Raw genomic sequence first — 25,652 nt, 5'->3', positions numbered from 1 at the left:
AGGACTTCTTGTAGGCAAATCTGCAAACGACGTTATGCTTGTGTAGGAACTACGTGCACCTTGCGCTTGACACCGCGCGTGTATTTAACCGTTCCCTCACAGAGAGCAAACAGGGTGTCATCCTTGCCGCGCCCCACATTTTCACCAGGATGAAAATGGGTGCCACGCTGACGCACGATCACGTTACCAGCGATAACCTTTTCGCCACCAAATTTCTTACAGCCCAAACGCTGAGCGTGAGAATCACGACCGTTTCGGGTAGAACCAAGGCCTTTCTTATGTGCCATCTTACTTCACTCCCTACTTTAAGCGATGGATTCGATTTTAATGCGAGTGAGGTTCTGGCGATGACCGCGAAGCCTCTGATAATTCTTGCGCTTCTTGAACTTAAAGACAAGCTTCTTCTTGTCTTTATACTGGTCAATAACGACTGCCTCAACTTTAACCTTAGCGACCTTAGAAGGCTCTGTCGTTACTTTGCCGCCATCGATAAGTGCGATAGCCTCTAAAGAAACTTTGTCGCCCTCTGCAGCGTCAAGTTTTTCAATATCAATGATGTCACCTGAGGCAACCTTGTATTGCTTGCCGCCAGTTTTCACGATTGCGTACATGTGCATTTACTCCTTGAACGTATCAAAACGCAAGGCGATATTCTATCTGCCCCGCACCGAGTAGTCAACGCTTGCGTAGGTAAAAAAATGCCTGCGCATAAAGCGCACATGCCAAACAGAGCGCTCAATACACACGATTGCAGCGTCTTATAGCATCCGACATACCGTCACAGTGCGCGGCTTTGGCCATCCCACGTGCCGTCGGAACGTAAATGATACGACTTCCCCGCAGCAACATCATCAACCCAACCGGTTTGCATGACGCCAGAATCGGAAAAGAAGTACCAAGCACCATCGTCTTGACGCCAGCCAACTTGCATAGCTCCACTTGAAGAAAAAAGATACCACGCGCCACCGTACGAAAGCCAACCACGCGCCATGCTACCGTCCTCTTTTAGATAGTACCAACTACCATCACAGTAGAGCCAACCAGTGGCCATCGTGCCATCTTCGCGCAGGTAATACCACAAGCCGCTATCGTCTATCCAACCCGTTTCCATGGCGCCTGATGAATCGAAGTGATACCAGCTGCCAGCTATGTTTTGCCAACCAGTTTGCATGACGCCAAAATTGCCATCATGATCTGGATTGAGATAAAACCAGAGACCACCTACCTGCTGCCAGCCTGACGCAACATAGCCCAGTGCACTAAAGTAGTACCAGCTACCATCAACTGCTTCCCATGTGTTTTGCGGATAGGAACCATCGGGATGTTCAAGCCACCAGCCAACCGTGTCAGAGCGCCATACCGGTCGCGTGCGGCTGGGCACCCAAGCGCCATCAGCACCCACATAGTAATGCCCATCATCGACCCATTGATTGCGTGCCATTACACCATCATGACCAAGCCAATAATTACCCGACCACGCATCAGACAACATGAGGCCCGTTTCATCAAAGCAATACCAATCGTCCTTTATCTTCTGCCAGCCGGTCTGCATAATGCCATCAACGCCGGTGTAATACCAGCCATCCCAATCGACCCAGCCGGTAACCATTTTCGAGTCCTCGCCAAAAAAGTACCAGTTGCCATCGATTTCTTTCCACGACTCATGCATCGCATACGCATGACCATCAAAGTAGTACCACGCTCCTTCGATGTATTCCCATCCGGTACTTGCTACACCCGCATGGCCACCCCACCGAACAACCGCTGGTGCTAACGAACGCATACGATAGTGTGTGCTGTCGTCGGCAACATTTATCTGCAGTTCTGACGAATTGAACGTCGCAATAACGGCCTGATACCCTTCTGCTGCAACATCGGGTGTCGTATAAAACTTGGTACCCATATCGCAAAAATCTTCGAGTACCTGTGTCTCAGGCCTATCGTACGGGCCGGTTTGCACCGCATAGCGTGGACTCAAAGCATGAAGGTAATTCGTTGTGTTTGAACCCCAAAAGCCATGATGACCCGTTTTCAAAAAGTCAACGTGTCCCAGAAGCGAAGCAAGACGATCTTCGTCGCCGTCGTAATTGTTAATATCCCCCGCCAAAAACGCCGTCTTACCATATGCGCTGACCTTTACACCCAGCGAAAACCAATTGCAATCGGGACGACCATATAGTTTGTAATCATCGCCATAGTTCATAACCTCAATGGTCATCGCGCCAAGAGAAAACACCGGATTGCCTGTGGTCTGCGAATTCGACGCAACGCTGCGTTCATTCGGCGAGGCAGGTACAACCGCCCTCACTCGCCCATCGGGCAGTTCAGATGAATTATTAGGGTCATGCGGATCGGTAGGATCAACGCCAAAACGCTCGATAATATCCTCACGCGAAAGCGATTCAGCAGCGGGGGCATCTGTTCCAGCTGACGGATCAGTTTCAACAGAAGCGCTACGCTGGGCAGCTGAAGCATCCGCAACGGGGTCAATGGGCGCAGACGTATCGAAGCTCGTGATAAGAGTTGCCCCTACATTATGGGCCGCCTCTACCAGTCGATCGTAGCAGTACTGGTTATCCCACAATGCATTGGAATCAGTAATGTATGAATCGTCATATTCGGGCGTATAAACACGTTTGGGTCGAAACTCATTAATAACCTGGCTCGCCGATCCAATGTGGTCGCTATGCGGGTGAGTACCGAGATAAAATTCGAAGTTCGACTCAGTGGCACCAAGGCTATGCAAGTAAGAAATAACTTCGTTTTCATGGCCGTTTCCCTTAGTAATACCATCACGCCAAGGGTACCGCGCATCTGATCCACCGGGATAGGTACTATCCTCCCCCGAATCGACCATCGCAAACCGCCCATTGCTTTCAAGCACGATGGCATCCATGTCGGTAAACGCCATCACATGAATACGCGTTACATCAGCAGCAAAAGCAGCTGAAGGACTAAACATGAATGCTCCCGTTGCTGCTGCCATGCCAGCATAGGCTCCACCAATCACAAATCCACGACGTGAGATTTCTCGTTTCATGGCTACCCCTTTTTACTGCCTAAAGAACGAAGCATACGATACGCTTATCTTACGCGATTTTAGACCCATCAGCTGTAAGAGATACACGAGACACGTTGAAACCAGTCACACTTTAACGGCGCGGTTTGAGGGTCAATTAAGCTATATCCTTAGCGACTATTGAACCAATCATGTGCTAGTCGACGCGATTCTCAGGCCAATAATCGGTATAGGGTGTATCAAGACTCACTATGACATCGTCTGACCCACCACCAGAATGGCACCACCGCAAATCGCTTGACTCGTCAGGAATCTGAGCCCAGTCTTCGCCATAACAGTGCGCAAGCACCTTTTGATACTCGCCTGGAGCAGGCACTTTCATGTCTTCGTAGTCGAGATAAACCGTTGAATCGAACCAAGAGCGCTTATAGGAATCAGCCGGTTCAACACAATCAATATCGGTAACCCAACCACTTGCCAAGTTAGCTTTGTCAGTGAAAAGAGCGTTTTCGACCGCAAGCCATTTCGTAATGTTTTGTTCATCGGAACCAGAAGCACGCCACTTGTTGTACAGCTTACGCAAACCTGACGTCTTCGATACATCATTGGCATAAACATACTTTGAACTTAACCGCTGAAACGATCGAATGCGCTTCAGAAACCCAGAAAATCGCGGTGTTTCAGGGTTAGGGCACGGAACCAAGGGGAAGATATCCATGCAGACTCCCCAATCAGCCGGAACATCGAGCTGATTACGCGGAATCGATGTGGTGTTGCGCACACCAAGACACTGCCAGGTTATCGCATTAGCTGGATTAAAAGAATGTACATTCAGATAGTATTCACTGTTCAGTTCAGTGCGACAAATTTCGCGGAAAGCCAGATAGTCATCAGGCATCATCCACACATCGATATCGTCATCCCACGGGATAAACCCTTTATGACGCGCAGCGCCTAAGAGTGTTCCGTACCCAATCCACCAATTCAGATTATGTTGATCGCATATGCCAGAAAATTCCTTGAGAATCTTAAGCTCAAACAGTTGATATTCTCGGAGCGAAATACCCATTGATTTCCTTTTCCCTTATATTCTGCAGGTATCGTACCTGAGATGGTTGTCTGGTACTACTCAAAAGACTCTTTGCACCACCCGCTATGCAGTAACGCAATTCTTTGTTTCGGTACCTGCTCATTTCTCTGCTAGCTGCTTTACTTCGTTCCCTGCCGTCCTCTTTGCTGCTTCTTTATCTTCTTTCCTGTTATTTCGTCAAATAAATCGAGCCACAAACGACTGACTCGTGATTCAGAAAACGCTTCGGCGCCATACTGGCTGGCAGCAGAAAACTGTGCACGCAGCTGTTCGTTGTCCATGAGCTGGGCAAGATGCTGCGCATAGGATGTGCAGTCATAGGGTTTAATCAAAAAGCCATCCTGCCCATCTTTAATGATATCTCGCGGACCGGTATCAACATCAAAGGAAACAAGCGGCAGGCCCGACGCCTTCCCTTCTAATAAAAACAAGGGAAGCCCCTCGCGATAGGATGTTAGCGTTCCAATGGAATAGCGTGGATAGCGATCAGGCATGTCGTCGACGGTGCCACACAAACGCAGTTGCTTGCTAATGCCCGCCTGCTCAATCTCATCAACAATATTGAATGATGTATTTTCAAGCACTGATGCGCCGTATACATCCCATATCCAATCGGGCCGAGAAGGTAGTACCTGTGCCGCGATAGCAACCAGATGATCAACACCCTTTTCAGCGTCGAGACGACCAGCCCAAAGAATGCGTTTTAAAGAAGGATTGTAATGCTGAGCATTCGCAAATAAATAATCGGGAATCCAATTGGGAATGCAGACCAATTTACGGGCGGGGACATGCATGATGCGCTGGTAATCTTCAAGCGTCTGCTGCGTAAGAGTAACCGTCTTAGGACATAACGTTACACATACCCGACGCAAAAAGGTGGTCGAACGGTCATCCAACTGATTGATAAGGGCTCCATGATCGCAATACACAAGTGGCACCCGCCGCATGCGACACGGCGCGATCGCCTCAACAGTTTCATCAAGACCAATACCTAACATTAAATCAACTGGATGGGTACTCAGGGCATTCTTCAGTGCTTGATATGAAGATCGAACTTTCTGTCGAATGCGACCATCATCAACACCCAGCGAAACAATGGAAACACGACTGTCAATTGGATAAGGAGTTTCTTGGTGACCTGTCAGTTCAAAAAGCGTGACAGAAATATCGGAACACAGTCGATTCGCCATGGAAACGGCGACACGAATAGCACCACCTAAACACTGCAGAGAAGAAACGAAAATTCCCACACGCATACGAAAACACCCGCTTAGTTATACCGAATGTGACGGTTCTGCAACATAACAAGCAGACGATACAGTTTTTTACTGATACTAAGTAAGCGGAGGGCCAACTTACGCTTTGCTGATACGTGTGGATGAGCGAGAATATCTGCTTTATGACTTAAAAGATAATTGATAACCTTTTGCTGTTCATGCATTTCAGCATTTGAAAGCATCATGCCATCAAGTACATCAAAATGAGCCCAATAGCAACGAAACAGAACATCCTGCATAAGATCGGGATACAGTTTTTCGACGAGAACGCGATTGTGTTCCCATGCTTCAATATTATCGCTTGCTGCTCGCAAAGAAGGCGTCGAGGTAATAGTGCCTTCATTATGGCAGTAAAAATAGCGCGGGACTCGATCAATAACTATATGTTCCACACGAGAAAATAAATCAACTACAATAAATGCGTCCTCGTGAGTCTTTCCTGCTGGAGAAGGCACTTCGCGCACAAGCCAAGCAGGATATAAGCGCGGCGGTACCCCCACCATAAGTGTCTTGTTTAAGAAGATGTCAGAAAGTACTTCTTTAGTAGTCAATACCGTAAAATTCTCAGCGCTCATTGCGGGGACATCAGTATGATCAGCATACACATCAGCAACTGCACAGAGCGCCATATCACTATTCGTATACTCAATCAGTGAATAGAGTGATTCATACATCTGCTTATCAATGTAATCGTCACTATCGACAAAACCTATCCAGTCACCGTGAGAGGTCTGTACACCAGCATTGCGTGCATCAGACAAACCACCATTTTTTTTATGGAGCACGATAATACGATTATCCTGCTGCGCCCAAGTGTCACACAGTGCACCAGAACCATCGGAAGAACCATCGTCGACCAGAATAATCTCAAGATTGCGATACGTCTGATCGACAATTGATTGCATGCAACGATCAAGATACTTTTCAACGTTGTACACCGGAACAATAACTGAAATAAGAGGATTCGCCATCATGCTACCTTAATCAACAACGGTTTCGCCGCCACCGAAAGCACAGGCAGAATCGGTCAACTTGAATATATCGCCACAATCAAACGCTTCAACAAGACGCGTTACTGCTTCCATACGTGCCCACGCACGTACTTCATTGGAAGAATCCTGTCTATTTTTATCAAACACAATGCGCATAAATTCAGCCAGTTCATAACGCTGTCCTTCGCCAGCATACTCAAAGTAAAACCGTTTTGTCGCGCGTAAGTCTTCAGTACGCAACTCAAAGTAGTTCATCAGCCACCATGGCGAAGGGATATAAAGAAATCCATCGGTACCGGTGATGGTCATATCACCTTCGGTTTTCATGCCGCGACCAGTGCGTAACGTGGCAGTTGACGAGGCATACGTGAGATTGCATTTCGTCCACGTGCAAAAGTCGCCTTCAAAGCGACAGATAAGATCTTTTCTCAAGAAATCAGGACCCAGAAAGTCGACGGCGGGCAACAGAATATAGGACGCCATGTCATAGAAGCTGCCCTCGTAGCGATTTGCTTTGTCGAGTTCGTCAAATACATGTGAAAACGATGCGTCGATATCTTTAACTTCACCAATAATGCCGCTTTCAAGCAAGAGCTTCAGATGCTCAAATGCGGGAAAATAGCGCGTCTTGACGGCATCGAATAAAATCAAGCCACCCTCTTGGGCAAGCGTGCGCGCATGGTTAAGTTCAGCAGTAGAAAGAAACTGTGGGCCTTCTGCTATTACATGACAGCCTGCACGCAGGGCCTGTTCAATAGTAGAAAAGCGTTCGTTAATGGGAAGCGATATATAAACGGCATCAACCGTATCAAGTAAATCATCAATCGATGCAACCTGCTGGAGATTCCAGTGACGACAAAATGCATCGCGGGTATCTTCGTCTTCGTCCCACGCTGCCGTAATATGAGCCCCTAGGACGAATGAACTCTCACGCACAAAGCGATCGGAAAGATAATCACAACCGATGCATCCAATAGTGAGTTCATCAGCGTCCTTTTCACGCAGTTCAGTACTCGACACGCCCTTCGTACGCTCAAGATACACAACCTCGCAGTACTTTTCGAGATAATCGAATTTACCTTGCCAGTCAGACCCAATAGCAAACACATCGACATGGTACTTCTGGATATCGGCAATCTTCTGACCGCGATACTCTTCAACGACAATCATGTCAGCCAAACCGGTTGAGCGTACCGCTTCGATGCGCTCAACCAGCGATTGACTCACATTAAATTTACCGCGCTGCTTGTCGAAGGCATCCGATGTAATACCCACGATAAGGAAATCACCCAAGGCGCGAGCTCGCTTCAGAAGGGCAATATGGCCGAAATGAAGCAGGTCGTACGTGCCGTAGGTAATAACTACCTTCTTGCCATCGCGCATGATCCTATCTCCTATCAGTTTATATCGTCCAGAGCATACTTGAGCGCTTCGATTAATGCAGCGTTATCAGATGGTGTGAGATTGCCAATATGTCCAACACGAAAAACGCGATCGGCAAGTTCCCCGCCATTTGGGCACACCCACATGTGGTAGACATCCTTCATCTGCACGAATAAATCGCGTGCTGAAAACCCTTCAGCCTCAAGCGATGTAACTGCACACGATGGATGGGCAGCAAAGGGATGAAATGGCATTCCTTCAATACGCTGCCTGAAATCTTCGGCCTGATGCCGCACACGGGCAAGTTCCGCTTCAAGGCCAATACTCGTTACTTCACGAAGGCGCTCGTTTATCTGCAAGAGAATACCAACAGCTGGTGTAAAGGGTGTCTGGCCTCGCTCAGCGTTGGCAAGTGCACGTGTGAGGTCAAAATACATAATGGCCGGATAAGCCTTTTGCACACGGTCAAGTGCCGCCTCAGAGAGCACCAGCGCACTGGCACCGGGCGGTACCGCTAAACCCTTTTGCGACCCAATAATAAGTACATCAATGCCCCATTTGGCCATATGCACTTCATCGGCAAGAAAGCTGCTAATCGCATCGGTGATCAGGAACAGGTTATTATCACGACAGAATTGCGCGACAAGTTCCATATTGTACAGAACACCAGTTGAGGTTTCCCCCATATTCAGTACAAACGCAGTGAAACCACCCTGTGCATACGGAGCTAAATCAGCCTCAGTGAATACCTGGCCACGTTCAAGCACAAGTGCTTCATAGGGAATGGAGTGGATGTCCATAAGCTCGCAAAAGCGATGTCCAAACGACCCGCCATCCACCACAAGCACTTTGTCGTGGATGGTTAGGCAATTCATAACCGCAGCCTCCATAGAAGCCGTACCCGACCCGGTAATGAACACTGCACGTGAAGATGAAGAAGCGCCAGCCAGTTCCTTGAGCAGCCGTTCGTTTTCTAGCATCACCGTGGAAAATTCATCGGTTCGAAAATACGGAACCTGCTCGGAACCGATCTTTCGCACCTGATCGTTCATCTGAACGGGTCCTACGGTAAAATTAAGCATGCGCTTTACACTTCCTTTATTCCTGTATTTATTTCTATATTGCCGCACTTGATGTGCACACAGATGCTGTCACACGTCAAGGAACATTCCTGTTCCCTCCGGTTTATTCCAAGCATATCTTTCGATGCCGCCAGACATCAAGGGAACACCCCTTTCACACACGTCACCACACAATTCGATGCAGCTTCAGCGTGTGAAAGATACGTCTACTTTTTTGAAACAAACACGGCGCCCAGCACAGGAGTGCCAGCAATTTTGATCTGTGACAAGGCATTTTCGATCTGTCGACCCGAAGAAGCGCCTTCGCGCAATACAACAAGCACAGCTTGCCCCTCTTGCAGGCGCAACGCAGCTTTATCGTCCTGTGCCAAAAAGACCGGTCCTGTTACTGACAAACCATCAATGGACGAGATGCGCTCAACAACCGCTGGCGCTTCATCACGGCTGCTCGCACCAACCACAACAAGAGATTCAATATTGCTACGCTTAGTAAGTGCGGCAACAGCTGAAGCAGCCACCTCACCTGAATCACCTGCTGCAAGATGTGCAAGAACCGGTATATCAAGCAGCCGTTCAATATCAGTTGCTGAACGAACGCGACGAGAAAGGATATCCCACGCCGCAAACAGCACAATGGAACCAGCCAAGCCCACAAAGAGGAAGATAACGATGTTCTTCACGCTAAGGCTCGGTGAAGAGGCAGTCGCCTGACCTGTCGTAGACGACGAAGACACCAGCGCATTGGATCCCCAATCGCCCGCTTTCTGCGCATCGGTGCTGGTGAGAGTAGCTGGTTCGGCTACTTCGATATACGATATTGGCACACGGTCTTTCGCGATTTCGACGGTCTTATCAGCGATTTCTTGAGCAGCATCAAGTGCTGTCTGCGCATCGCTTGCTACTACGTTAACAAACACATAACGCGATGAGATAGTGCTGTTGCTCTTCGTGTCGTACCACCACGGAACCGTAATAGTCACATCGCTTCCGTACTTGGCGCGGACTTCACCCGCTACTTCGGCACTCACCATAATGCGACGGATATCGTTACTCATTAACGTTTCGTTTTGCTGATAGTTATAGCTATCCCCAATGTGATTTTGTTCGCCATATCCATACCCGATGGCATAAACAGCAGCCTCAGCTGTGTACTTCGGTGATGCATCAACCGTACCATCGCTCCGCAGATACGATGAACCCACTCCGGCAAGTAAGCAAACTGCCGTAATAATGGCAATGGGAATCCAATGCCGTCGTACGCTTTCGCACACCGTTGAAAAATTAAACATGTCTGCTCCCTATCGTTTCTGCTTGGGCACCAGTATGGCACTAACTAATGGAATACCAAATGAATTAAACGTTGCAGGCGTACCGCGCGCTGGATTGTCAACAAGATGTCCCGCACCAGCCTGAGAACCTACCGCAAGACCTGAGCTAGTAATCGTGTCGTGTAGAGGGACTTTACCTGATAGCCGAGGTGCAACTGTCATAAGCGAAGGGATATGAGTGGTGCAATCTTTTACCCACCCACGCATAGCAAACGCCACTAGTGCCGCAAGACAAATAATTAAAACTACAGCCAAAAGAAACCGTGTCGTAATCATAAAATCAATCCATTCACCGGCATAACCGCGCGGCATATGAAAAACAAGCTGTGACGATATAAGGGCAATCATACCCCAGAACCAACTGCGGCCAATCGAGCGTGAAAGCGCTCCTAAACAGAATGAAATAACGAAACTGCCAACGGCAATACCGCCATACCCAAAATCAGCATAGAGCTCAAGCAAATAAGATGATCCATATCCTTCGCCACCCAGATAGTTTGGATGCGCGAAATATGACATGGCATGAGCATATGAATTGCCATACAGGGCAAGATCAGGACTGTTTGCTGACCCTAAATCATGAAAGCCAAAAAACGTTGTTCCAATAAACCCTTGGGTGAAATTGGTAATCACGCCACCCATACTGTAGAACTTAAAACCGAGATCTTGAATCTGTCCATTTACATCGAAGCCATGCCCCAGAATGGTAAAGCTGACTCCCTGCTTATAAAGCGCATCGACAATTTGACGGGCGAAGGTAAATTCGGGGTTCGCTTTGTCAGAACGGATGTAGTCCATCATACCCAATGCGAAAATACCCACCGGTATCAAAATAACCGCCGCAATAACAACACGGCGCGTAATCCAGCGCTCATCAGTGTCGATAATCTGACGCAACACGCAGTAAAGCGCCGCGAACAAAACGTCGATAACAAAATCCGCACGCGACCCAATCATGAGCATAGGAATAGCCGTTATGATGAAGGCAGTTAGTGCAAGAGTAGCCGGGCGTCGACGTGGCAGCGTAGCCAAATATCCGCAGAGCATATAGGGCAGCATGACTTTCAGTAAGTCAATTGACCACGGCACGTAATCGCTTGTCGAAGTGAGATAGAATTCCTCGTAATGCATGCCGCGCATATGCACAACAAGAATTGCTCCTTCAGCAAGTGCTCCAACCAAGCAAACAATAAAAAGCAATGCCGTCGCAATGCGCAAACAGCGCACCTTTTCTGATGACGCCAGCGTATTCGTGAGGCCCGCTAGAGAAAAGCGTACAGACAGCAGACGGGCAGATTCATGACGAAATACCCGCCCATCAGCGTGAGTCTCAGCTGCACTTTCCCCTTGTTGATCGGCCTGCTGTAAAGCATCACATACGAGTGTTGGGCGTAATTGTGCGCGCTGTGCTACGCGGCGTTTGTTGTATGAGACACAGGCGCTAAACACCACATCACCGATAAAGCAACAAGCAAGCGAGATAAACAGTGCAGCAAGCGCAAAAAAAGTTGCTTCTGGTGAAGAAAGCTTCCACGTCAGCTTTTCATCAAATTCGGCAATAAGCGGGCGCGAGAGCAGAAAAAGGGCAATGCCAGCATGCAGAAATAAAAAAAGCAGACGATCGCGCAGATTCAGGCATGCATAGAGAACATTTGCCACAAACAAACACGCCACACCAGCAAGCATTACATCGAAATCAAAAAGATACCAACCAGCCGTAAAAATAATAATCGCTAAAGGAAGAAGAGCCGCCTGAAGAGAAACGGCTATTCCTCGTAAGCTGCCATGCGCTAGTGTAATGGTGTAGCGTTCACTTGTGTTTTTGCGGGCCTTCATAGATCAACCCACTTACAACACTTCGGAATTGTGGTAATTGCGCTCATCTATCGGAGGCGGAGACATATAGTCCTTGCCATAGATAATAGTAAGCACTTTATACATCTGAGCTGGTGCGGTGAAGGGCTCCCCTTCAAAAAGAATTGGTGCACCCTCCCCCATAGCCTCGCGCGGAAAAACCTCACGAAAACCCTGGGCAGCATACATATTGATACAGCGTGTGGATTCGTCGTATGGATACTTTCGCAGCGCATCTTCCATCTTCATAAAGATGCGATGATAATCGTGTCCAAATGGATGGATATACCGGCAAAGAAATCCCAGAATTGAAACAAGCTGATCTTGTGGAAAACCACGCTTACGTTTCGTATCCACCACATAGTCAAATTCTGTGGTGGCATCCATGACTTTCCAGAACATAAGACGCGCCTTATGCAGACAGCTTGCCAGGCCAGGTGCCGGAAATCCATCAAGCGGAATGATATCGATCCAAACATCTTGCTTGAGTTCAACATTTGCCGAACGATTGATGATCTGCATCTTCGATGAGGTAATTTTAGCCATTCCCTGTCGCGATGACTGATCATGATGGATGCTAATAACCTTTGTATCTTTATCAGTAAACTCAGCCTCAGCCAACTCTAAAAAGCGATCGTAGTCAGGTCGCGGCACGCCCAGGTCAACATCATCATCCCAGGGAATAAAGCCACCATGTCGCACTGCGCCAAGCAGGGTGCCGCCGATCATGTAATAACGAATGTCATGCTTTTTGCAAAACGCAACAAAGCGCTGCATTAAGTCAAGTTCGCAAAGCTGGAGTTCACGCAGCTTGCCCGTTGCAACATCTGCATACTCAGCTTCAGCCAACAGATTCACTTCCTTCCGCAGGCAATGCCCGCCAATAAGCCTGCACTCGTACCAATGCCATAGCTTACATGGATACAAGGAAATAGCAGTGGTAAAGCAAGAAAAACAGCAAAGCGACGATCGGTTTTCATAGCAGACCGCACCGCAAGAACGACGCAGAGAGCAAGGTATAGCACGACGCAGCCTACAAGGGGAATCCACCACGAAGTAATCGCAGCGCTCAGCGCAAGCACCAGCGCACCAACTACCATAACAAAGGGGGCAAAATGATAGGCATGAAGACATTTTGGCTGGATAAAAGCGGTACGGCCAACCCAGTATCCATTGCCATATTTTTGGTGCATCATGCCGCCGAGTGTATTGCGTGCCACCTGCGTTGAATGAATGCGTGCATCAAATCGGATACGAAAACCAGCCGTGCGAATGCGATAGCAGTAATCATTATCTTCAGTGCGTAACAGACGTTCATCATAAAGTCCCACGCGCTCGATAACTTCGCGTCGAAACGCCGGCAGAAAAACCGCTGAGGTATATTTCTTCTCACTCCCCTGCCGATAGTCAGCAACAGAACTGCCAAAAGCTGATTCTTCAGCCATCAACAGGGTACGAGTCCAAGGGGTATCGGGCGAAACGGTAGCCGGACGCGATCCGCCGCACACATACTCGCCTTCATTGAGCACGGTCACGTTCATCCGCACGAAATCCGACGGAATGCGCGCATGAGCATCGATACGCAAAAACGCATCGCCCGAAAAGGCACGCAGAGCAACGTTCCATCCCGCCGGAATAATACGCGCCGAATTATCAAGAACACGCACGCTCTTAAAGCCGTTATCCACCCCGGAATATGTTTGTGCAAACTCTTCCATTATGGCGCGGGTATCATCCGTTGAAGCGCTATCGACAAGGATTATCTCGATGTAAGAGCGCGGAAAATCCTGAGCAAGTACATCGGAGAGGATATCAGGGAGCGCATCATGCTCGTTATAAGCCACAATTCCCAGCGTTATCAGCCCAAGCGGCTCGCGCGCAGAATCTGGTGACGTTTGAATCGAATCCATATCTCCTCAGAACTTGGTATTCATTCCACGTAAGTGCCTATAATACTTCATGCAAACCACCTGATGCGAGTCTTCAGAGTATTTCCGCTCGCGCTGTGAAGGGAAGCATATGAGGAAACTAAAACTCGATGAAATTCGTGCTATTCAAATGGATATCCTGCTGAGGGTCGACAAGCTCTGCCAAGAAGAAGACCTTGCATACGAACTCGCGTATGGCACGCTTATTGGCGCAGTGCGACATCAGGGATACATCCCGTGGGACGACGACATCGATCTTATTATGCCCTATCCCGATTATCGCAAGCTCATAGACATCGTGAATAAACAAGGCACCGGTGGCATTCTTGACGGACGCTATCGCTTTGCGGCGGCACTTGTTGAGTCGGATTTGCCCTACCACGCTTCATTTATGAAAGTATACGACAACCGAACACGTGCCGAATCTTCAGCCTTGAGGAGTAGTCAAGGCTTTCGCGAAGGGGTATTTATCGATATATTCCCACTATCAGGACTTCCTACTAACGAAGCGGATCGGACCGAAGTGCTTGAGCGTTTTCGACGCATTAACGACGGTCGCTATTACTGCGTCACAAAGCCACAACGCTGGGAGTTTAATCCACTATATCCAAAACGAGCGGCAAAAAATGCATGGGGTTACTTAAGCGCCCGCTTTAAGCCCGCTTCTTGGTGGGTTGCTCGCTGCGCTGACGTACTCGAAAACTTACCAGCGCCAGATGATTCCCCCTGGACCTGCGTACTGCCCAGTTGGGGAGCAGACGGTAAAACCTTTCTTGAAGGAAACCCCTGGTTTCCCACGAAGCGTGTTTCGTTTGAAGGACACGACCTTCCTATCCCAGAAAACTATGATTTTATTCTACACCGTCAATATGGTGATTACCGAAAGCTCCCACCAAAGGAAGAACAGGTCACCAGCCATGATCAAGATTTTTATCTTCTGGAAGAAGGAGACTTGGAGTCGTAGTTCTTTCTGGGCTTACCTGCTTGCCCGACTTGCCACGATATCCCGTGTAATGGTCAAATTCAACAAGGTGAGCAGTGTGTTGTGTAGGTTTACCCCTGCGCTTTGTAAAACGGCAGTTTTGCTATAACGTGGTTAAAAATACGAGCAGCAATACCAAATGCCTCGCGGGCGGGTCGTGTTCGTCCAAACACCAGAACAACAACACCAGCCGTAATTACCATACCAACAAGGCCGTTAACTAAAAAGCCAACAATGCCCGTAAGAGCCATGTTGGTACACAGCCAGAATGCTGCAAGCATCGCGACAACGCAGACTAAAACGTAGAGGGAAAACATTCTGATATAAGCCCGCAAGGGCATATGAAAACCGTGACGATACACAGCCCACGCCTCATACACCGTTGAAATACCGAGGGACGATATCATCGAAGCAATAAGAACACCGGCCATGCCGTAAGGCTGCACCAGAATAATCGCTAACACCGGAAGAAAAATCGCCTCAAGAACCGCTTTCCATTTTGTGATCCAGTAGAGACCGTACGCACTTGTAAATGTCTCGCCTGCTGAACGCATTCCTTTTACAAAAAACAACAGCACAATAAGAATAACCAGGTAATCAGGAAGACACCAATCTGAACCGACCCACAGCGTAATAAAGGAATTGAAAGAGCACATCATTCCACCGGCGACCCCGCCGAAGACGAGGGCATTTACGAAAAACGCAGTTTGAAAAACTTCATACTGCCGCTGTTCGCCCTCACGCACTCCAAGATCGCCCACGCTGGCAATAATAGAATCAAATACTTTTGCAAGAATGCGCTCCATCGCCTGAATAACCAAAAGGTAATTCCCATAGAGCGACGTTGTCGCTAAGCCAACGAACGACGTGATAACCAGGTTATTCACGGGTGTTGAAGCAACACCGGCAATGCGGTGCATCATCAACCCCACAACATTTTTTTCGATGCTGCGCAAAATACCCCGGTCGAGCGGCTTGACGTCCTTTTCCTTAATGTAGGGATACATTCGGTTGGCCGTTAAGGCGATCACGATATTCTGGAAGAGTGTGGAAGCGATCATACAGATAAGAAACACCAGGTAATTATGGGTAATCACCAGTACGGCTATCTGGAACAGACACATAACTGTGAGAAATGAATACTGAATCAAATAGACAATGTAGCTCTTCTGATCAGCGTTAATCAGTGAGCCTTTATAGGAAAAGAAGTACGAGATACCGGTGTTGAGCACAAAGCAGAAGAAATATACCTCAAGCAAGGGGATATCAGGTGCATCAGCACCTAACAAGAGGCGCACATTGGGTGCCAAGATAATACCCAGCACAATAATGACGATGCCGATAACAATATATGCCCGCTTGAACAGGCGCATTAACGACTTAACAACTTCTTTATTGTCTGTTGCCAAAGGTTCGTATAACGCAAATACAATAGCGCTTCCCACGCCCAGATCGGCGAGAGTCAAAATAGTAAGCAGACTTGCAAACAGTGTTTCAAGTCCCACGAATTCTTGCGCAAGCGTCGCAACAAATACGGCACGTACGACAAAACTTGCAAGTGCATAGAGTGCCTGTCCGCCCCACGCAGCAAAAACATTTTTAAGCGAGTTGGCTACTCGCGAGGAAGCCACGTCAATACGCCTCACAGATCGGCTGCAGGCAAGCGCAAGCAATTATACAAGTAAGGCAATCAGGCAAAACCAATCAATCCTCAACAAGCGGTGACAAACCCTGCGAACCTAAATCGGCTTTAATCTGAGTTGTTGAAATCTCAGGAGTACGCGGAACATAGACAACTTCAACACCGGCTTCTTCCAGGAAGTTAAAGCGGTCTTTCCAATCGTCACCGATTACAAAGGTATCAATATGATACCGCTTGATGTCCGAAAGCTTTTGATCCCACGAAGTTTCAGGGATTACCAAGTCAACAAAGCGCACCGATTCGACAAGCGATTTACGCTGTTCGTAAGGAAAGTAACATTTCTTGCCTTTGGCTTCCCAATTGAATTCATCCGTCGAAACAGCAACGATCAGGTAGTCCCCCAACTCCCGTGCCCGTTTCAAGAGATTCACATGGCCGTAATGGAACAGATCAAAAGTCCCATATGTGATAACACGTTTCACGGCACTACCCTCCAAGTCTGACACCCAAGCACTTTCACATCATGCTTAAGGTAAGAGATCACTCTACTTGAGGAGAGGAAAAAAGCAACTGCACAAACTGAAAGAACAGACGACTTTGCAGCAACAGAGGCACTCAGCTGATAAATCTCCACTCTGACACCGTAGTGCGCAAACCTGAAAACAGGCTGAAAGAAATAGTTTAAGCAGATGGAGTTTGGAAACTAACCCGGTATACATGCTGTTGACCACGACGCCACCGAGAAAGGCACTAAACCCTCGACATTAGCACCCAGCTAAACCGTCCAAAACCCCGCAATGTTGACCACGACAGTCCCCAAGGAAAGCATCAGGCCGTTAGGCTGACGTTAATTTTTTGTAATCGTATACGTTGGAACAGCCTGTTCGAGTACACGCAAAGCGGTCGCGTCATCGGCACTCATTGATTCTTTCAGCGAAACAAGCTTCGCCTCAACCTCTTCAAAACTGACTTCTCGACCGGTGGAAATCATAATGCCTGATAGTTTGGTAGGAAGCGTATTTTCCTCATTCATCAGCAGCTCTTCGTACATTTTTTCGCCAGGACGTAAACCCGTGTAGACGATTTCGATATCTTTACCCACCTCAAGACCAGACAGCTGAATAAGCGCGCGTGCCAGATCGACAATTTTTACCGGCTCGCCCATATCAAGAATAAATATCTCACCACCAGTAGCCATACCACCGGCCTGTATAACCAAACGAGATGCTTCGGGTATGGTCATAAAGAAGCGCTCGATACCAGGATCAGTAACCGTTACCGGCCCACCTTCTTTAATCTGCTTTTTGAAAATGGGAATAACGCTGCCATTTGAACCGAGCACATTACCAAAGCGCACGGCAGCAAACACCGTATTGGACTTCTGCGCATAATGTTGGATGATCATCTCGCCCATGCGCTTGGTAGCACCCATAACTGACGTGGGGTTAACAGCTTTATCTGTTGAAATAAAAATGAAACGGGCAACGCCAAATTCATGAGCCAAGCGCACGGTATTAAGCGTGCCAAAAATATTATTTTGTATCGCTTCGCGTGGACACATTTCCATAAGCGGCACGTGCTTATGAGCAGCTGCATGAAAAACGGCAGCAGGATGATACTTTTCAAATACGTCACGCAGGCGCGATTCGTCGCAGATGTTACCAATCTCAACCTGAACATCAATGTCGTCGTACTGCTCTTGGATAGAACGCTTAAGCAAATAGGCATCGTTTTCCCACATGTCGAACACGACAATACGGGCTGGTGCCACCGGGCACATCTGACGACAAAGCTCTGAACCAATCGAGCCAGCGCCACCCGTAACAAGAATGGTCTTGCCCGCAATGTAACCGCTTACCAAGCGTGTGTTTAGCACAACCTCTTCGCGCCCGAGTAAGTCAGCTACATTAACATCACGCAGGGCAATATCATTGATCTCATCAAGTTTGAGCTCGCGTACGTTAGGTAACGTACGCAGCTGGCAAGTAGTTTGCGTGCAGATGGAATAGATGCGCTTGCGGTCGTTAATAGATGCCGACGGAATAGCTACGACAATCTGTTCGATACCAAAGCGCTCAACCAGTTCGATGATGTCTTCGCTGGTTCCTGCTACACGCACGCCATGCACACGCAAGTTGCGCTTCTTTTTATCATCGTCAACAGCGACAATAGGTTCGCCCGGCATCTGCGGGTCTTTTGATGCCATGCGCATAATTGCTAATGATCCGGTTTCGCCAGCACCAACGATAAGCGTACGAGGACGTTCTTCATCGGCATGAGCGCGCTCGATTTCACGACGTTTGCTGCGGAGAACGCGGAAAAACATGCGCGAACCGCCCACGAAAAACACCATGATAATCAGGGCAGCCACATACACGCGGATGGGAATCCATTGGCCAGCAAGCCAAAGGAACACTGCTGTTACTAGGGTAGAAAGCCCTACGGTGAATGTGATACGCAGGGCATCGTCGACCGAAGCATATTCCCATAAGTCGTTATACAGCCTGAAAGCGGCAAAAAAACCAAGGTTGATAACTACGGCGACACCGAGCAAGAAATAAATCTCATGAGTAGCAAACACTTCATCGGCAAGACCGGTGATAAGTGAAGCGAAGAAATACGAGAGGAACGTAGCGGCGATATCACACGCGATTAAAAGTGCCGTCCTCTTAGTGAAACGGATCTCCATAGCGTCTTCCCTACCTGTCGGTTTCAATGCGGGCAAGCTCTTATGCGCCTGCCGAGCCACATTGCCTGTGTGCTCAATAAGCATACATGCTGGTATTATACGCACTTAGCTGCACACGATCGAGAAGAGTTCTAGTACATCCGTCTGATATGCCACTTGTGCCGTATAGCTCGTACCATATAGATCCATGCAATGAAAAACCCGGGCGAACCCGGGTCTATTAGCATGGTGCCCCCACCGAGAATTGAACTCGGGTCTCAGCCTTGAAAGGGCCGCGTCCTAACCTCTAGACTATGGGGACGTATATTGATGTCTCTTACGAGACAGCCTGGCTATTATACGAGGATGTTATGCAACCTGACAAGAGGTTTCCTTATCATTCCCTGCTTCATATTTTGACCACATGTGTATCACTGCTCTACGCGCCAGCAGCTTCATCGAGTTTTTCGAGTTCTTCGGCCTTCTTTACCGCAAATACGTAGCTAAATGCAATCGCCGCAATACCGCCTGCCATCTTGCCTACCAATACCGGAACAATAAGGGTTGGCTGGAAATTCGCGGTAAACGAAAGATGATCGCCAAACAAAAAGGCGCAGCACACAGCAAACGAAATCACAATTACTTTATCACGTGCTTTGAGATCTTTGACCATCGAAAGCGCCGCCAGTACGTTAGCTGATGCCGCCAATAGACCCGCTGTTGCGTCAGAGGAAAGGCCAAATAAGCCACCGATTTTGGCAAGCGGAGCAGCAAGGTAGCGCTTGATTAAATACACAAGCGGGAACACGCCGCACAACATCATGCCAATAGCACCCGATACCTCAAGTGCTCTGAATTTATCGGCATCGTCAGCAATAATCGGTTCAAATCCGAAGCTTCCAAACAGCGTTGTAAAGATACCGGTAAAGTACTCAATAACCACCAGTACGAAAACAATCTTAAGGGCACTTTCCATGACCCTACCAAACACAATAAATCCCCTGATCATCGCATCAGGCTTGAACTTTAAGCCCGCTGCTAGGGTAAGACAGATAATAATCAACGGAATAAGATTTAAGCCGATCTGACTGAAGCTCAGCGCAAGCTGATAAGCCGCTTCAGCATTGGTAGACACCGCTTCGCGCACCACCGGATGACTAAAAGCGATAATAACGCTTGCAACAAGAACACCAATAGGAATAGCCAACAGCCCACTCATTACCCCAAGGGCAAGGTATTTACGATCGCGCTTAACCAGCATCTTTAAAGCAACAGGAATGGTAAACACGATTGTCGCACCAGCCATGTAACCAGTCATCATGGCCATAATCCAGCTTTCACGTGTCTGCGCAAGCGCATCGGCAAGCTGATAGCCACCCATGTCAACGGCGATAAAAGTAGTTGCAGCCATAGCAGGGTCGGCACCCAGGGCACTATATGCCGGACCAAAGACAGCACTCACAAAGGCGGTAAGATATGGTGCTGATGCCATAATGCCTGCCACCGGCAGAAAGATCGGGCCAATAGCATCAATGCCGGCGACAAATTCTTTACCTAATTCGCTTTCGGGTTTAATAACCGATGCAGCACACCCCACTAAGGCGCAAGCCATAATCAGATAGACAACCGCAGTGCCAATCAATTCCATAGTGTTCCCCTATTCGTTATTTCTCGTATGTTTTTTGAAGCAGTACGGCCGCCATCGCCTTTTGCTGCAGCAATAAGCTTTTCAGCACGGATTCCATAATCTTTGGCATAGCGGTACCACAGATACAAAAACTCGCCGACAGACTCCCCGCACATTTCCTTATAGAGCGCCCACACAAACCAATAGAAGCTGGCGATAGAAATGTAGGATACGCAGTGCACCAGTTCGTCAGGCGTCAGAGGTCGCTCAAAATAGAGCTCGAGCACCTCTATAGCCTCGTCGTAGCTGTAATCGCTGCAACAAATGAATACGCCGAGGTCACTTGCGTAATCAGACATGCCGGAATATTCCCAGTCAATAAGGTCAATACGATCCTTTCCCACTAAGAAATTCGGCGCATAAAAATCGTTATGGCAGAGTACCGGTGCAACACCTTGCGCGGAAACGACGTTATACAGACGCTGTGCTCGCTCAACCAGTTCGGGGTAATCGCGAAATGATGCAGCACGTCCCCTATCAAGTAAGGCAATCGTCTGCCGTGTCTTTTCGTTCAGATTGAACGTGAAATCAGATGTCACACCACACGAATGCAGTGTCCTCGCGATCTGCATCGCCTGTGCTACCTGTTCGTGATTATGATAATCAAGCATTTCACAATCAACGAGATAGTGCGAAATTTTCCAACCCTCAGTAGGGTCCTCGTAGATGAATGTCCCATCTATCCCCAGATCGGCAGCGACCTTCTGAGAAAATGACTCGCTTTTCCTACTGATAATTTCTTCGGTTCCAACCCCTGGATGACGGTACACATAACTGCCGCCCTGCGCAGAAAAGCGAAATGAAAGATTCGTAAGCCCCTGCTTAATTGGCTCGATATCCGAAATATCCTCACGCTTACAGTGCAGAACCGAGCAAATATGATCAAAAATAGCACTATCGACATTCGTCAGAAAATCGTGATCGAATGCCTGTACTTCCGCAAGCGAGTCGAATTCGTAAATCACCGTGGCATCGTAGGGCCGCATGACCATATCAAGTTCTTTAACGTGTTCACGATAAATGTCTTCCCACAATTTTGGTGCGGTTTCAGGAAGACGATAAATTGATTCAAGAATAGAAATGAACTGCTTGGAAAAGCGCCGGTCAAAATAGGCATGCCCCAACATACTCCACCCGCACGGACCGCCAATAGAAACCGACCGAATGCGATTGGCAGGCCCCAGCTCCATCACGTATTCATCGGTTGGACCATCTTGATACACGCCCGCATAATAGGCGCGATACACATAGGGTTCAAACACGTTTTCGGTAAAGTAATCGTCAGATGAACAAATGTAGGTATTTCCCAGTTGGTTGCGCACGAGCATGAGCGTCGAGTTGTTGTTGCGCTGTCGGTATTCTTCGTTCACGCGAATCTTAACGCCAAACAGATCCTCCAGATAAAAGAACGACTCCTTCATATACCCCACGACAACGGTGATATCAGTAATACCAGCCTGTTGCAGTTGGCGAATCTGGCGTTCAATAAGCACTTCCCCACGCACCATCAAAACGCCTTTGGGGCGCTCATAAGAAATAGGCGCAAACCGCGATGAAAGCCCCGCAGCCATAATGATGGCATTATCCACGCGATAGGTCGAAAGCTGTTTTTCTCCCGCAGGCGTTAATTGAAATGCGTTGATGAGTCCCGCTTCTTGAAGCGATCGATATGCTCGATTAACCGCCCCCAACGAAAGATGACGGCTGCGTGCGATATCCCGTTGTGTCTGCGGAAAATCCAGCTTCAGCGCAACTAAAACGTCGAACTCGCTTTTTGAAAGCTCCATGAGTCTTACCTTCCGACAAACTTTGGGGCCAGATACGCCCGCTGTTTTATGAAGGCACATACATTCTCTAACCGCGAAACGATATTGCTCGCAATTTTGAGCCAGCACTTTTGAGGAGCGCTGCGCATGGTTTTTAACGATACAGGCGATCGAATGCAGCACAGTATAGCAGGATGTTCACGAACATATATGAAAACCATTTTTGTGAACATTCGAGCGACAAAACATAAAAGCGCAGACGGTATGCTTATTCGATGCGTTTCAACACGAACTGAATCAGGTACTTCCCCGCTTCGCTATAGTGCTCGGTGCTGCTTGTATCGATTTCGCCTGTGAGTACGTGATTTCACCTATGGATACATCACGTAAATACCTTCACCGGCAAACGTCCAGAATCGCCGCTAAAGCACGTTTGTTTTATTCCCTTCTTTTAAAGGAAGCGTTATTCATGTCAAAAACTTTTCACGACCTCGGCCTTTCCGAGAAGGCCTTGGCCGCTGTTGACCTGCTAGGATACACCGACCCTACCCCCGTCCAAGAACAAGCCATCCCCGCTGTACTTGCTGGACGCGACGTTATCGCTGCCGCAAAAACAGGTACGGGTAAAACCGCTGCATTCAGTTTGCCGACGATGGATCGTCTTGGCCATGCGCGACATGGACAAGGACCACTTTTACTTATTGTTACCCCCACACGCGAACTCGCGCTGCAGATAGAATCGGTCTGTCGCACGATTGCCAAACGCAGCGGTCATCGAGTTACCTGCGTTGTCGGCGGCGTGTCGTACAACCCGCAAATCGATAGTCTCCGTCGCGGCACCGATGTGCTTATCGCCACACCAGGACGCCTTATTGATCTGATGAATCAAGATGCCGCCCATCTCAATCAGGTGGAAACGCTCGTTCTTGACGAAGCCGATCGCATGCTTGATATGGGATTTCTTCCTGATATGCGCCGCATTGTTGCTGCTTGTCCCACTCAACGCCAAACGCTCCTGTTCTCAGCCACTATTGATTCAGCTATTGAAGACAACATGGCACACCTGTTGAACAACCCGGTGTTTGTCGAAATTGCACATCGCGGTGAAACGGCTGACACGATTGAGCAGTACCGCATTCCTGTTGATCACCGTCATAAAAACGATCTGCTTATTGCGCTATTAAACGAACGGGGCGGCACGCGCATTATTGTATTTGCCCGCACGCGCCATCGTGTTGACACCTGTGTGCGTAAGCTGCGTAAAGCGGGATTCGCCGTTGAACCTATCCATTCCGACCGCAGCCAAAACCAACGCAAGCGCGCTATTGAAGCACTCGAAGCTGGCAAGTGCGACATTCTGGTAGCTACCGATGTGCTCGCACGCGGCATCGACATACCCAACGTCAATTATGTTGTAAACCTCGACATGCCTGATCAGGTTGAAGATTATGTCCATCGCATTGGCCGCACCGGACGTGCAGGCGAAGCTGGATGCGCCATATCGTTTGTGACCCCGGAAAATAAAGCTATTCTCCGCGACATTCAAAAGCTTATTGGAAAAGACATTCCCGAAATGTCCGTCGAAAGCTTCGATTCATCGGCAAGTGATAATGCTCTTGCAGCAAAAGCCACCCGCGCAAATGCGCAAAACGATCCCGAGCTTGCTACCGCGGCGCGTGAAGATAAAAGCCGCAAAAAAGCAAAGAGTTCTCGTAGCTCTCGTCGTGAGCACAATACAGAAGATCAGCGCGCAGGTGGACAACAGAGAGGCCACAAAAACCCTCGAGGCAATAAGAGTAATAGGAATAACTCCGAGAGGCACTTTGACGAATCGGAACGGAGTGAACAGCAGGGCACGCGGCGTGGACGCACACGCCGCGACCAGCGAAATGAATATGAAAACCCGCATAAAACGCGCGGCACTGCCAAAAAGCAGCGTAAGAAAAATCAACGTGCTGGAGCAGCTCATGAAAGCGAGCGAAACCGTAAAGGCCGCAGCGCTAACGACGTGCGTGGCGATTTCCGCAAAGGACGCACCACTAGTAACAGCCACGGCGATTTTCGTCCGGGACGCTCGCAACGGGCTCGACGCGATGCTCAGCACCGGCGCTCACAGCGAGGATAGCCCCAGCTTTGCTGTGCACAGTAAGAATCTACCTTACTAATCGACATTCGCAGTAAGAATAGCGCCGCGTTTCATCATTCCTTTTTCGCGACCCTTGCCGCATGCTTTGTATTTATCCCCGTTGAGCGGCAACACACCCGTATAACTCCTGCGCAGTGTTATGTTTGCCCTCAGGTTCGTCCACATCGAATCTGAGGGCATTTCCATAAGCTCCCATGTGAGTCCCCATGCATGGTAGGACCTATCGGAATGGAGGAAGGAACATGCGTATTGCCGTGGCAAGTGACGGCTTAGACGTCGCTCAGCATTTTTCCCAGTGCCTGAATTTCAATTACTACACAACGCAAAGCTATCAAATAATCGACTCCCAAAACATTCCTGCCCAAGGGCTTTCTGCCGAAGAATACGCCCAACTGATGGAAGGAATCGGCGTTGACGCACTCATCGGCAATAACATATCACCAGATGCACAAGAAGCATTTTCCCTTCGGGGAATCGATATTGTCTCGTCCGCATCAGGACGTGCTATTGATGCCGCTGCAGCTTACATTGATCGCTGTGCCGATGTTCTTGTAGCTGACGTTCCCCAGGACGACGACGAGTAGAAAAGCGTCGCCCACATCAGGTAGCGACAAAGAACAGGAAAGAATTAGGACAAGTTTTTGCTCAATTTTAGATAGAGGTTTGTCACGAAAGTGAATTACACCCCGGAATTCTCAGTCGTTCTATTGACTAGCACTACATCCACAATGTAGATTACTAGACAGTGAAACGCGTGCAGTTTCGATTTGAGCTGCAGGCAAGAGAGCCGTCAGGTGTCTTTGGCACT

Annotated in this window: 20 protein-coding genes and 1 tRNA gene; 3 read left to right on the top strand and 18 right to left on the bottom strand. The window is 48.5% G+C overall.

Going from position 1 to position 25,652, the window contains the following annotated elements; genetic code table 11:
* Positions 1-32 precede the first annotated feature (32 nt).
* From rpmA to CCUR_RS02900, 12 genes are all read right to left on the bottom strand, one after another.
* Positions 33-287 carry a 50S ribosomal protein L27 gene (gene rpmA, locus CCUR_RS02955; RefSeq protein WP_012803002.1) on the bottom strand — a complete coding sequence of 85 codons (255 nt, stop codon included), beginning with the start codon at positions 285-287 and terminating at the stop codon, positions 33-35.
* An 18-nt stretch (positions 288-305) separates the two neighbouring features.
* On the bottom strand, positions 306-611 hold the full coding sequence (rplU, locus tag CCUR_RS02950; protein ID WP_012803001.1) for a 50S ribosomal protein L21: 306 nt from the start codon (positions 609-611) through the stop codon (positions 306-308).
* A 167-nt stretch (positions 612-778) separates the two neighbouring features.
* Positions 779-3,040, bottom strand: coding sequence for a glucan-binding domain-containing protein (locus tag CCUR_RS02945; RefSeq protein ID WP_012803000.1), 2,262 nt, complete (start codon positions 3,038-3,040; stop codon positions 779-781).
* A 175-nt stretch (positions 3,041-3,215) separates the two neighbouring features.
* Positions 3,216-4,088: a LicD family protein gene (locus CCUR_RS07225; RefSeq protein ID WP_012802999.1), complete on the bottom strand. Its 873-nt coding sequence runs from the start codon at positions 4,086-4,088 to the stop codon at positions 3,216-3,218.
* A gap of 140 nt (positions 4,089-4,228) precedes the next feature.
* Positions 4,229-5,365, bottom strand: coding sequence for a glycosyltransferase (locus CCUR_RS02935; RefSeq protein ID WP_012802998.1), 1,137 nt, complete (start codon positions 5,363-5,365; stop codon positions 4,229-4,231).
* A gap of 14 nt (positions 5,366-5,379) precedes the next feature.
* Entirely contained in the window at positions 5,380-6,357 is a 978-nt protein-coding gene (locus tag CCUR_RS02930; RefSeq protein ID WP_012802997.1) for a glycosyltransferase family 2 protein, read from the bottom strand.
* 9 nt (positions 6,358-6,366) lie between these two features.
* On the bottom strand, positions 6,367-7,761 hold the full coding sequence (locus CCUR_RS02925; RefSeq protein WP_012802996.1) for an adenylyltransferase/cytidyltransferase family protein: 1,395 nt from the start codon (positions 7,759-7,761) through the stop codon (positions 6,367-6,369).
* 14 nt (positions 7,762-7,775) lie between these two features.
* Positions 7,776-8,843 carry a pyridoxal-phosphate-dependent aminotransferase family protein gene (locus tag CCUR_RS02920; protein WP_012802995.1) on the bottom strand — a complete coding sequence of 356 codons (1,068 nt, stop codon included), beginning with the start codon at positions 8,841-8,843 and terminating at the stop codon, positions 7,776-7,778.
* Positions 8,844-9,049: 206 nt separating this feature from the next.
* On the bottom strand, positions 9,050-10,132 hold the full coding sequence (locus CCUR_RS02915) for a YveK family protein (protein ID WP_012802994.1): 1,083 nt from the start codon (positions 10,130-10,132) through the stop codon (positions 9,050-9,052).
* 9 nt (positions 10,133-10,141) lie between these two features.
* Positions 10,142-12,007 (bottom strand): O-antigen polysaccharide polymerase Wzy family protein, encoded by a 1,866-nt coding sequence (locus CCUR_RS02910; protein WP_012802993.1) that lies wholly within the window; start codon positions 12,005-12,007, stop codon positions 10,142-10,144.
* Positions 12,008-12,019: 12 nt separating this feature from the next.
* The gene (locus CCUR_RS02905; protein WP_425358080.1) at positions 12,020-12,883 is read right to left on the bottom strand and encodes a LicD family protein; all 864 of its coding nucleotides are present in this window, start codon (positions 12,881-12,883) and stop codon (positions 12,020-12,022) included.
* A complete protein-coding gene (locus tag CCUR_RS02900; protein ID WP_012802991.1) occupies positions 12,880-13,935 on the bottom strand; it encodes a glycosyltransferase family 2 protein in 1,056 nt (351 codons plus the stop codon). The genes CCUR_RS02905 and CCUR_RS02900 overlap by 4 nt, the downstream gene beginning before the upstream one ends.
* A 109-nt stretch (positions 13,936-14,044) precedes the next feature.
* Between CCUR_RS02900 and CCUR_RS02895 the strand changes: the two genes are divergently transcribed.
* Entirely contained in the window at positions 14,045-14,917 is an 873-nt protein-coding gene (locus CCUR_RS02895) for a LicD family protein (protein WP_012802990.1), read from the top strand.
* An 89-nt stretch (positions 14,918-15,006) separates the two neighbouring features.
* Here the strand turns inward: CCUR_RS02895 and CCUR_RS02890 are convergent, their stop codons facing one another.
* From CCUR_RS02890 to CCUR_RS02865, 6 genes are all read right to left on the bottom strand, one after another.
* The gene (locus tag CCUR_RS02890; RefSeq protein ID WP_012802989.1) at positions 15,007-16,566 is read right to left on the bottom strand and encodes a lipopolysaccharide biosynthesis protein; all 1,560 of its coding nucleotides are present in this window, start codon (positions 16,564-16,566) and stop codon (positions 15,007-15,009) included.
* Between the two features lie 73 nt (positions 16,567-16,639).
* Positions 16,640-17,059 carry a glycerol-3-phosphate cytidylyltransferase gene (gene tagD, locus CCUR_RS02885; protein WP_012802988.1) on the bottom strand — a complete coding sequence of 140 codons (420 nt, stop codon included), beginning with the start codon at positions 17,057-17,059 and terminating at the stop codon, positions 16,640-16,642.
* 365 nt (positions 17,060-17,424) lie between these two features.
* The gene (locus tag CCUR_RS02880; RefSeq protein ID WP_012802987.1) at positions 17,425-19,266 is read right to left on the bottom strand and encodes a polysaccharide biosynthesis protein; all 1,842 of its coding nucleotides are present in this window, start codon (positions 19,264-19,266) and stop codon (positions 17,425-17,427) included.
* Between the two features lie 226 nt (positions 19,267-19,492).
* Positions 19,493-19,567 (bottom strand) — tRNA-Glu (locus tag CCUR_RS02875).
* Positions 19,568-19,684: 117 nt separating this feature from the next.
* Complete coding sequence (eutH, locus tag CCUR_RS02870; RefSeq protein WP_012802986.1) at positions 19,685-20,893, bottom strand: ethanolamine utilization protein EutH; 1,209 nt, start codon at positions 20,891-20,893, stop codon at positions 19,685-19,687.
* Entirely contained in the window at positions 20,884-22,719 is a 1,836-nt protein-coding gene (locus tag CCUR_RS02865; protein ID WP_012802985.1) for a phosphotransferase, read from the bottom strand. The genes eutH and CCUR_RS02865 overlap by 10 nt, the downstream gene beginning before the upstream one ends.
* A gap of 448 nt (positions 22,720-23,167) precedes the next feature.
* Here CCUR_RS02865 and CCUR_RS02855 point away from each other — a divergent pair, with 448 nt between their 5' ends.
* On the top strand, positions 23,168-24,823 hold the full coding sequence (locus CCUR_RS02855; RefSeq protein ID WP_012802983.1) for a DEAD/DEAH box helicase: 1,656 nt from the start codon (positions 23,168-23,170) through the stop codon (positions 24,821-24,823).
* Between the two features lie 263 nt (positions 24,824-25,086).
* Positions 25,087-25,428, top strand: a complete 342-nt coding sequence (locus CCUR_RS02850) for a NifB/NifX family molybdenum-iron cluster-binding protein (protein ID WP_012802981.1) — start codon at positions 25,087-25,089, stop codon at positions 25,426-25,428.
* The last annotated feature ends 224 nt before the right edge of the window (positions 25,429-25,652 follow it).

The sequence above is a fragment of the Cryptobacterium curtum DSM 15641 genome, from assembly GCF_000023845.1.
GTDB lineage: Bacteria > Actinomycetota > Coriobacteriia > Coriobacteriales > Eggerthellaceae > Cryptobacterium > Cryptobacterium curtum.
The sequence above is the reverse complement of the archived record's forward strand: the minus strand, read 5'-3'. Positions and strand labels throughout refer to the sequence as shown.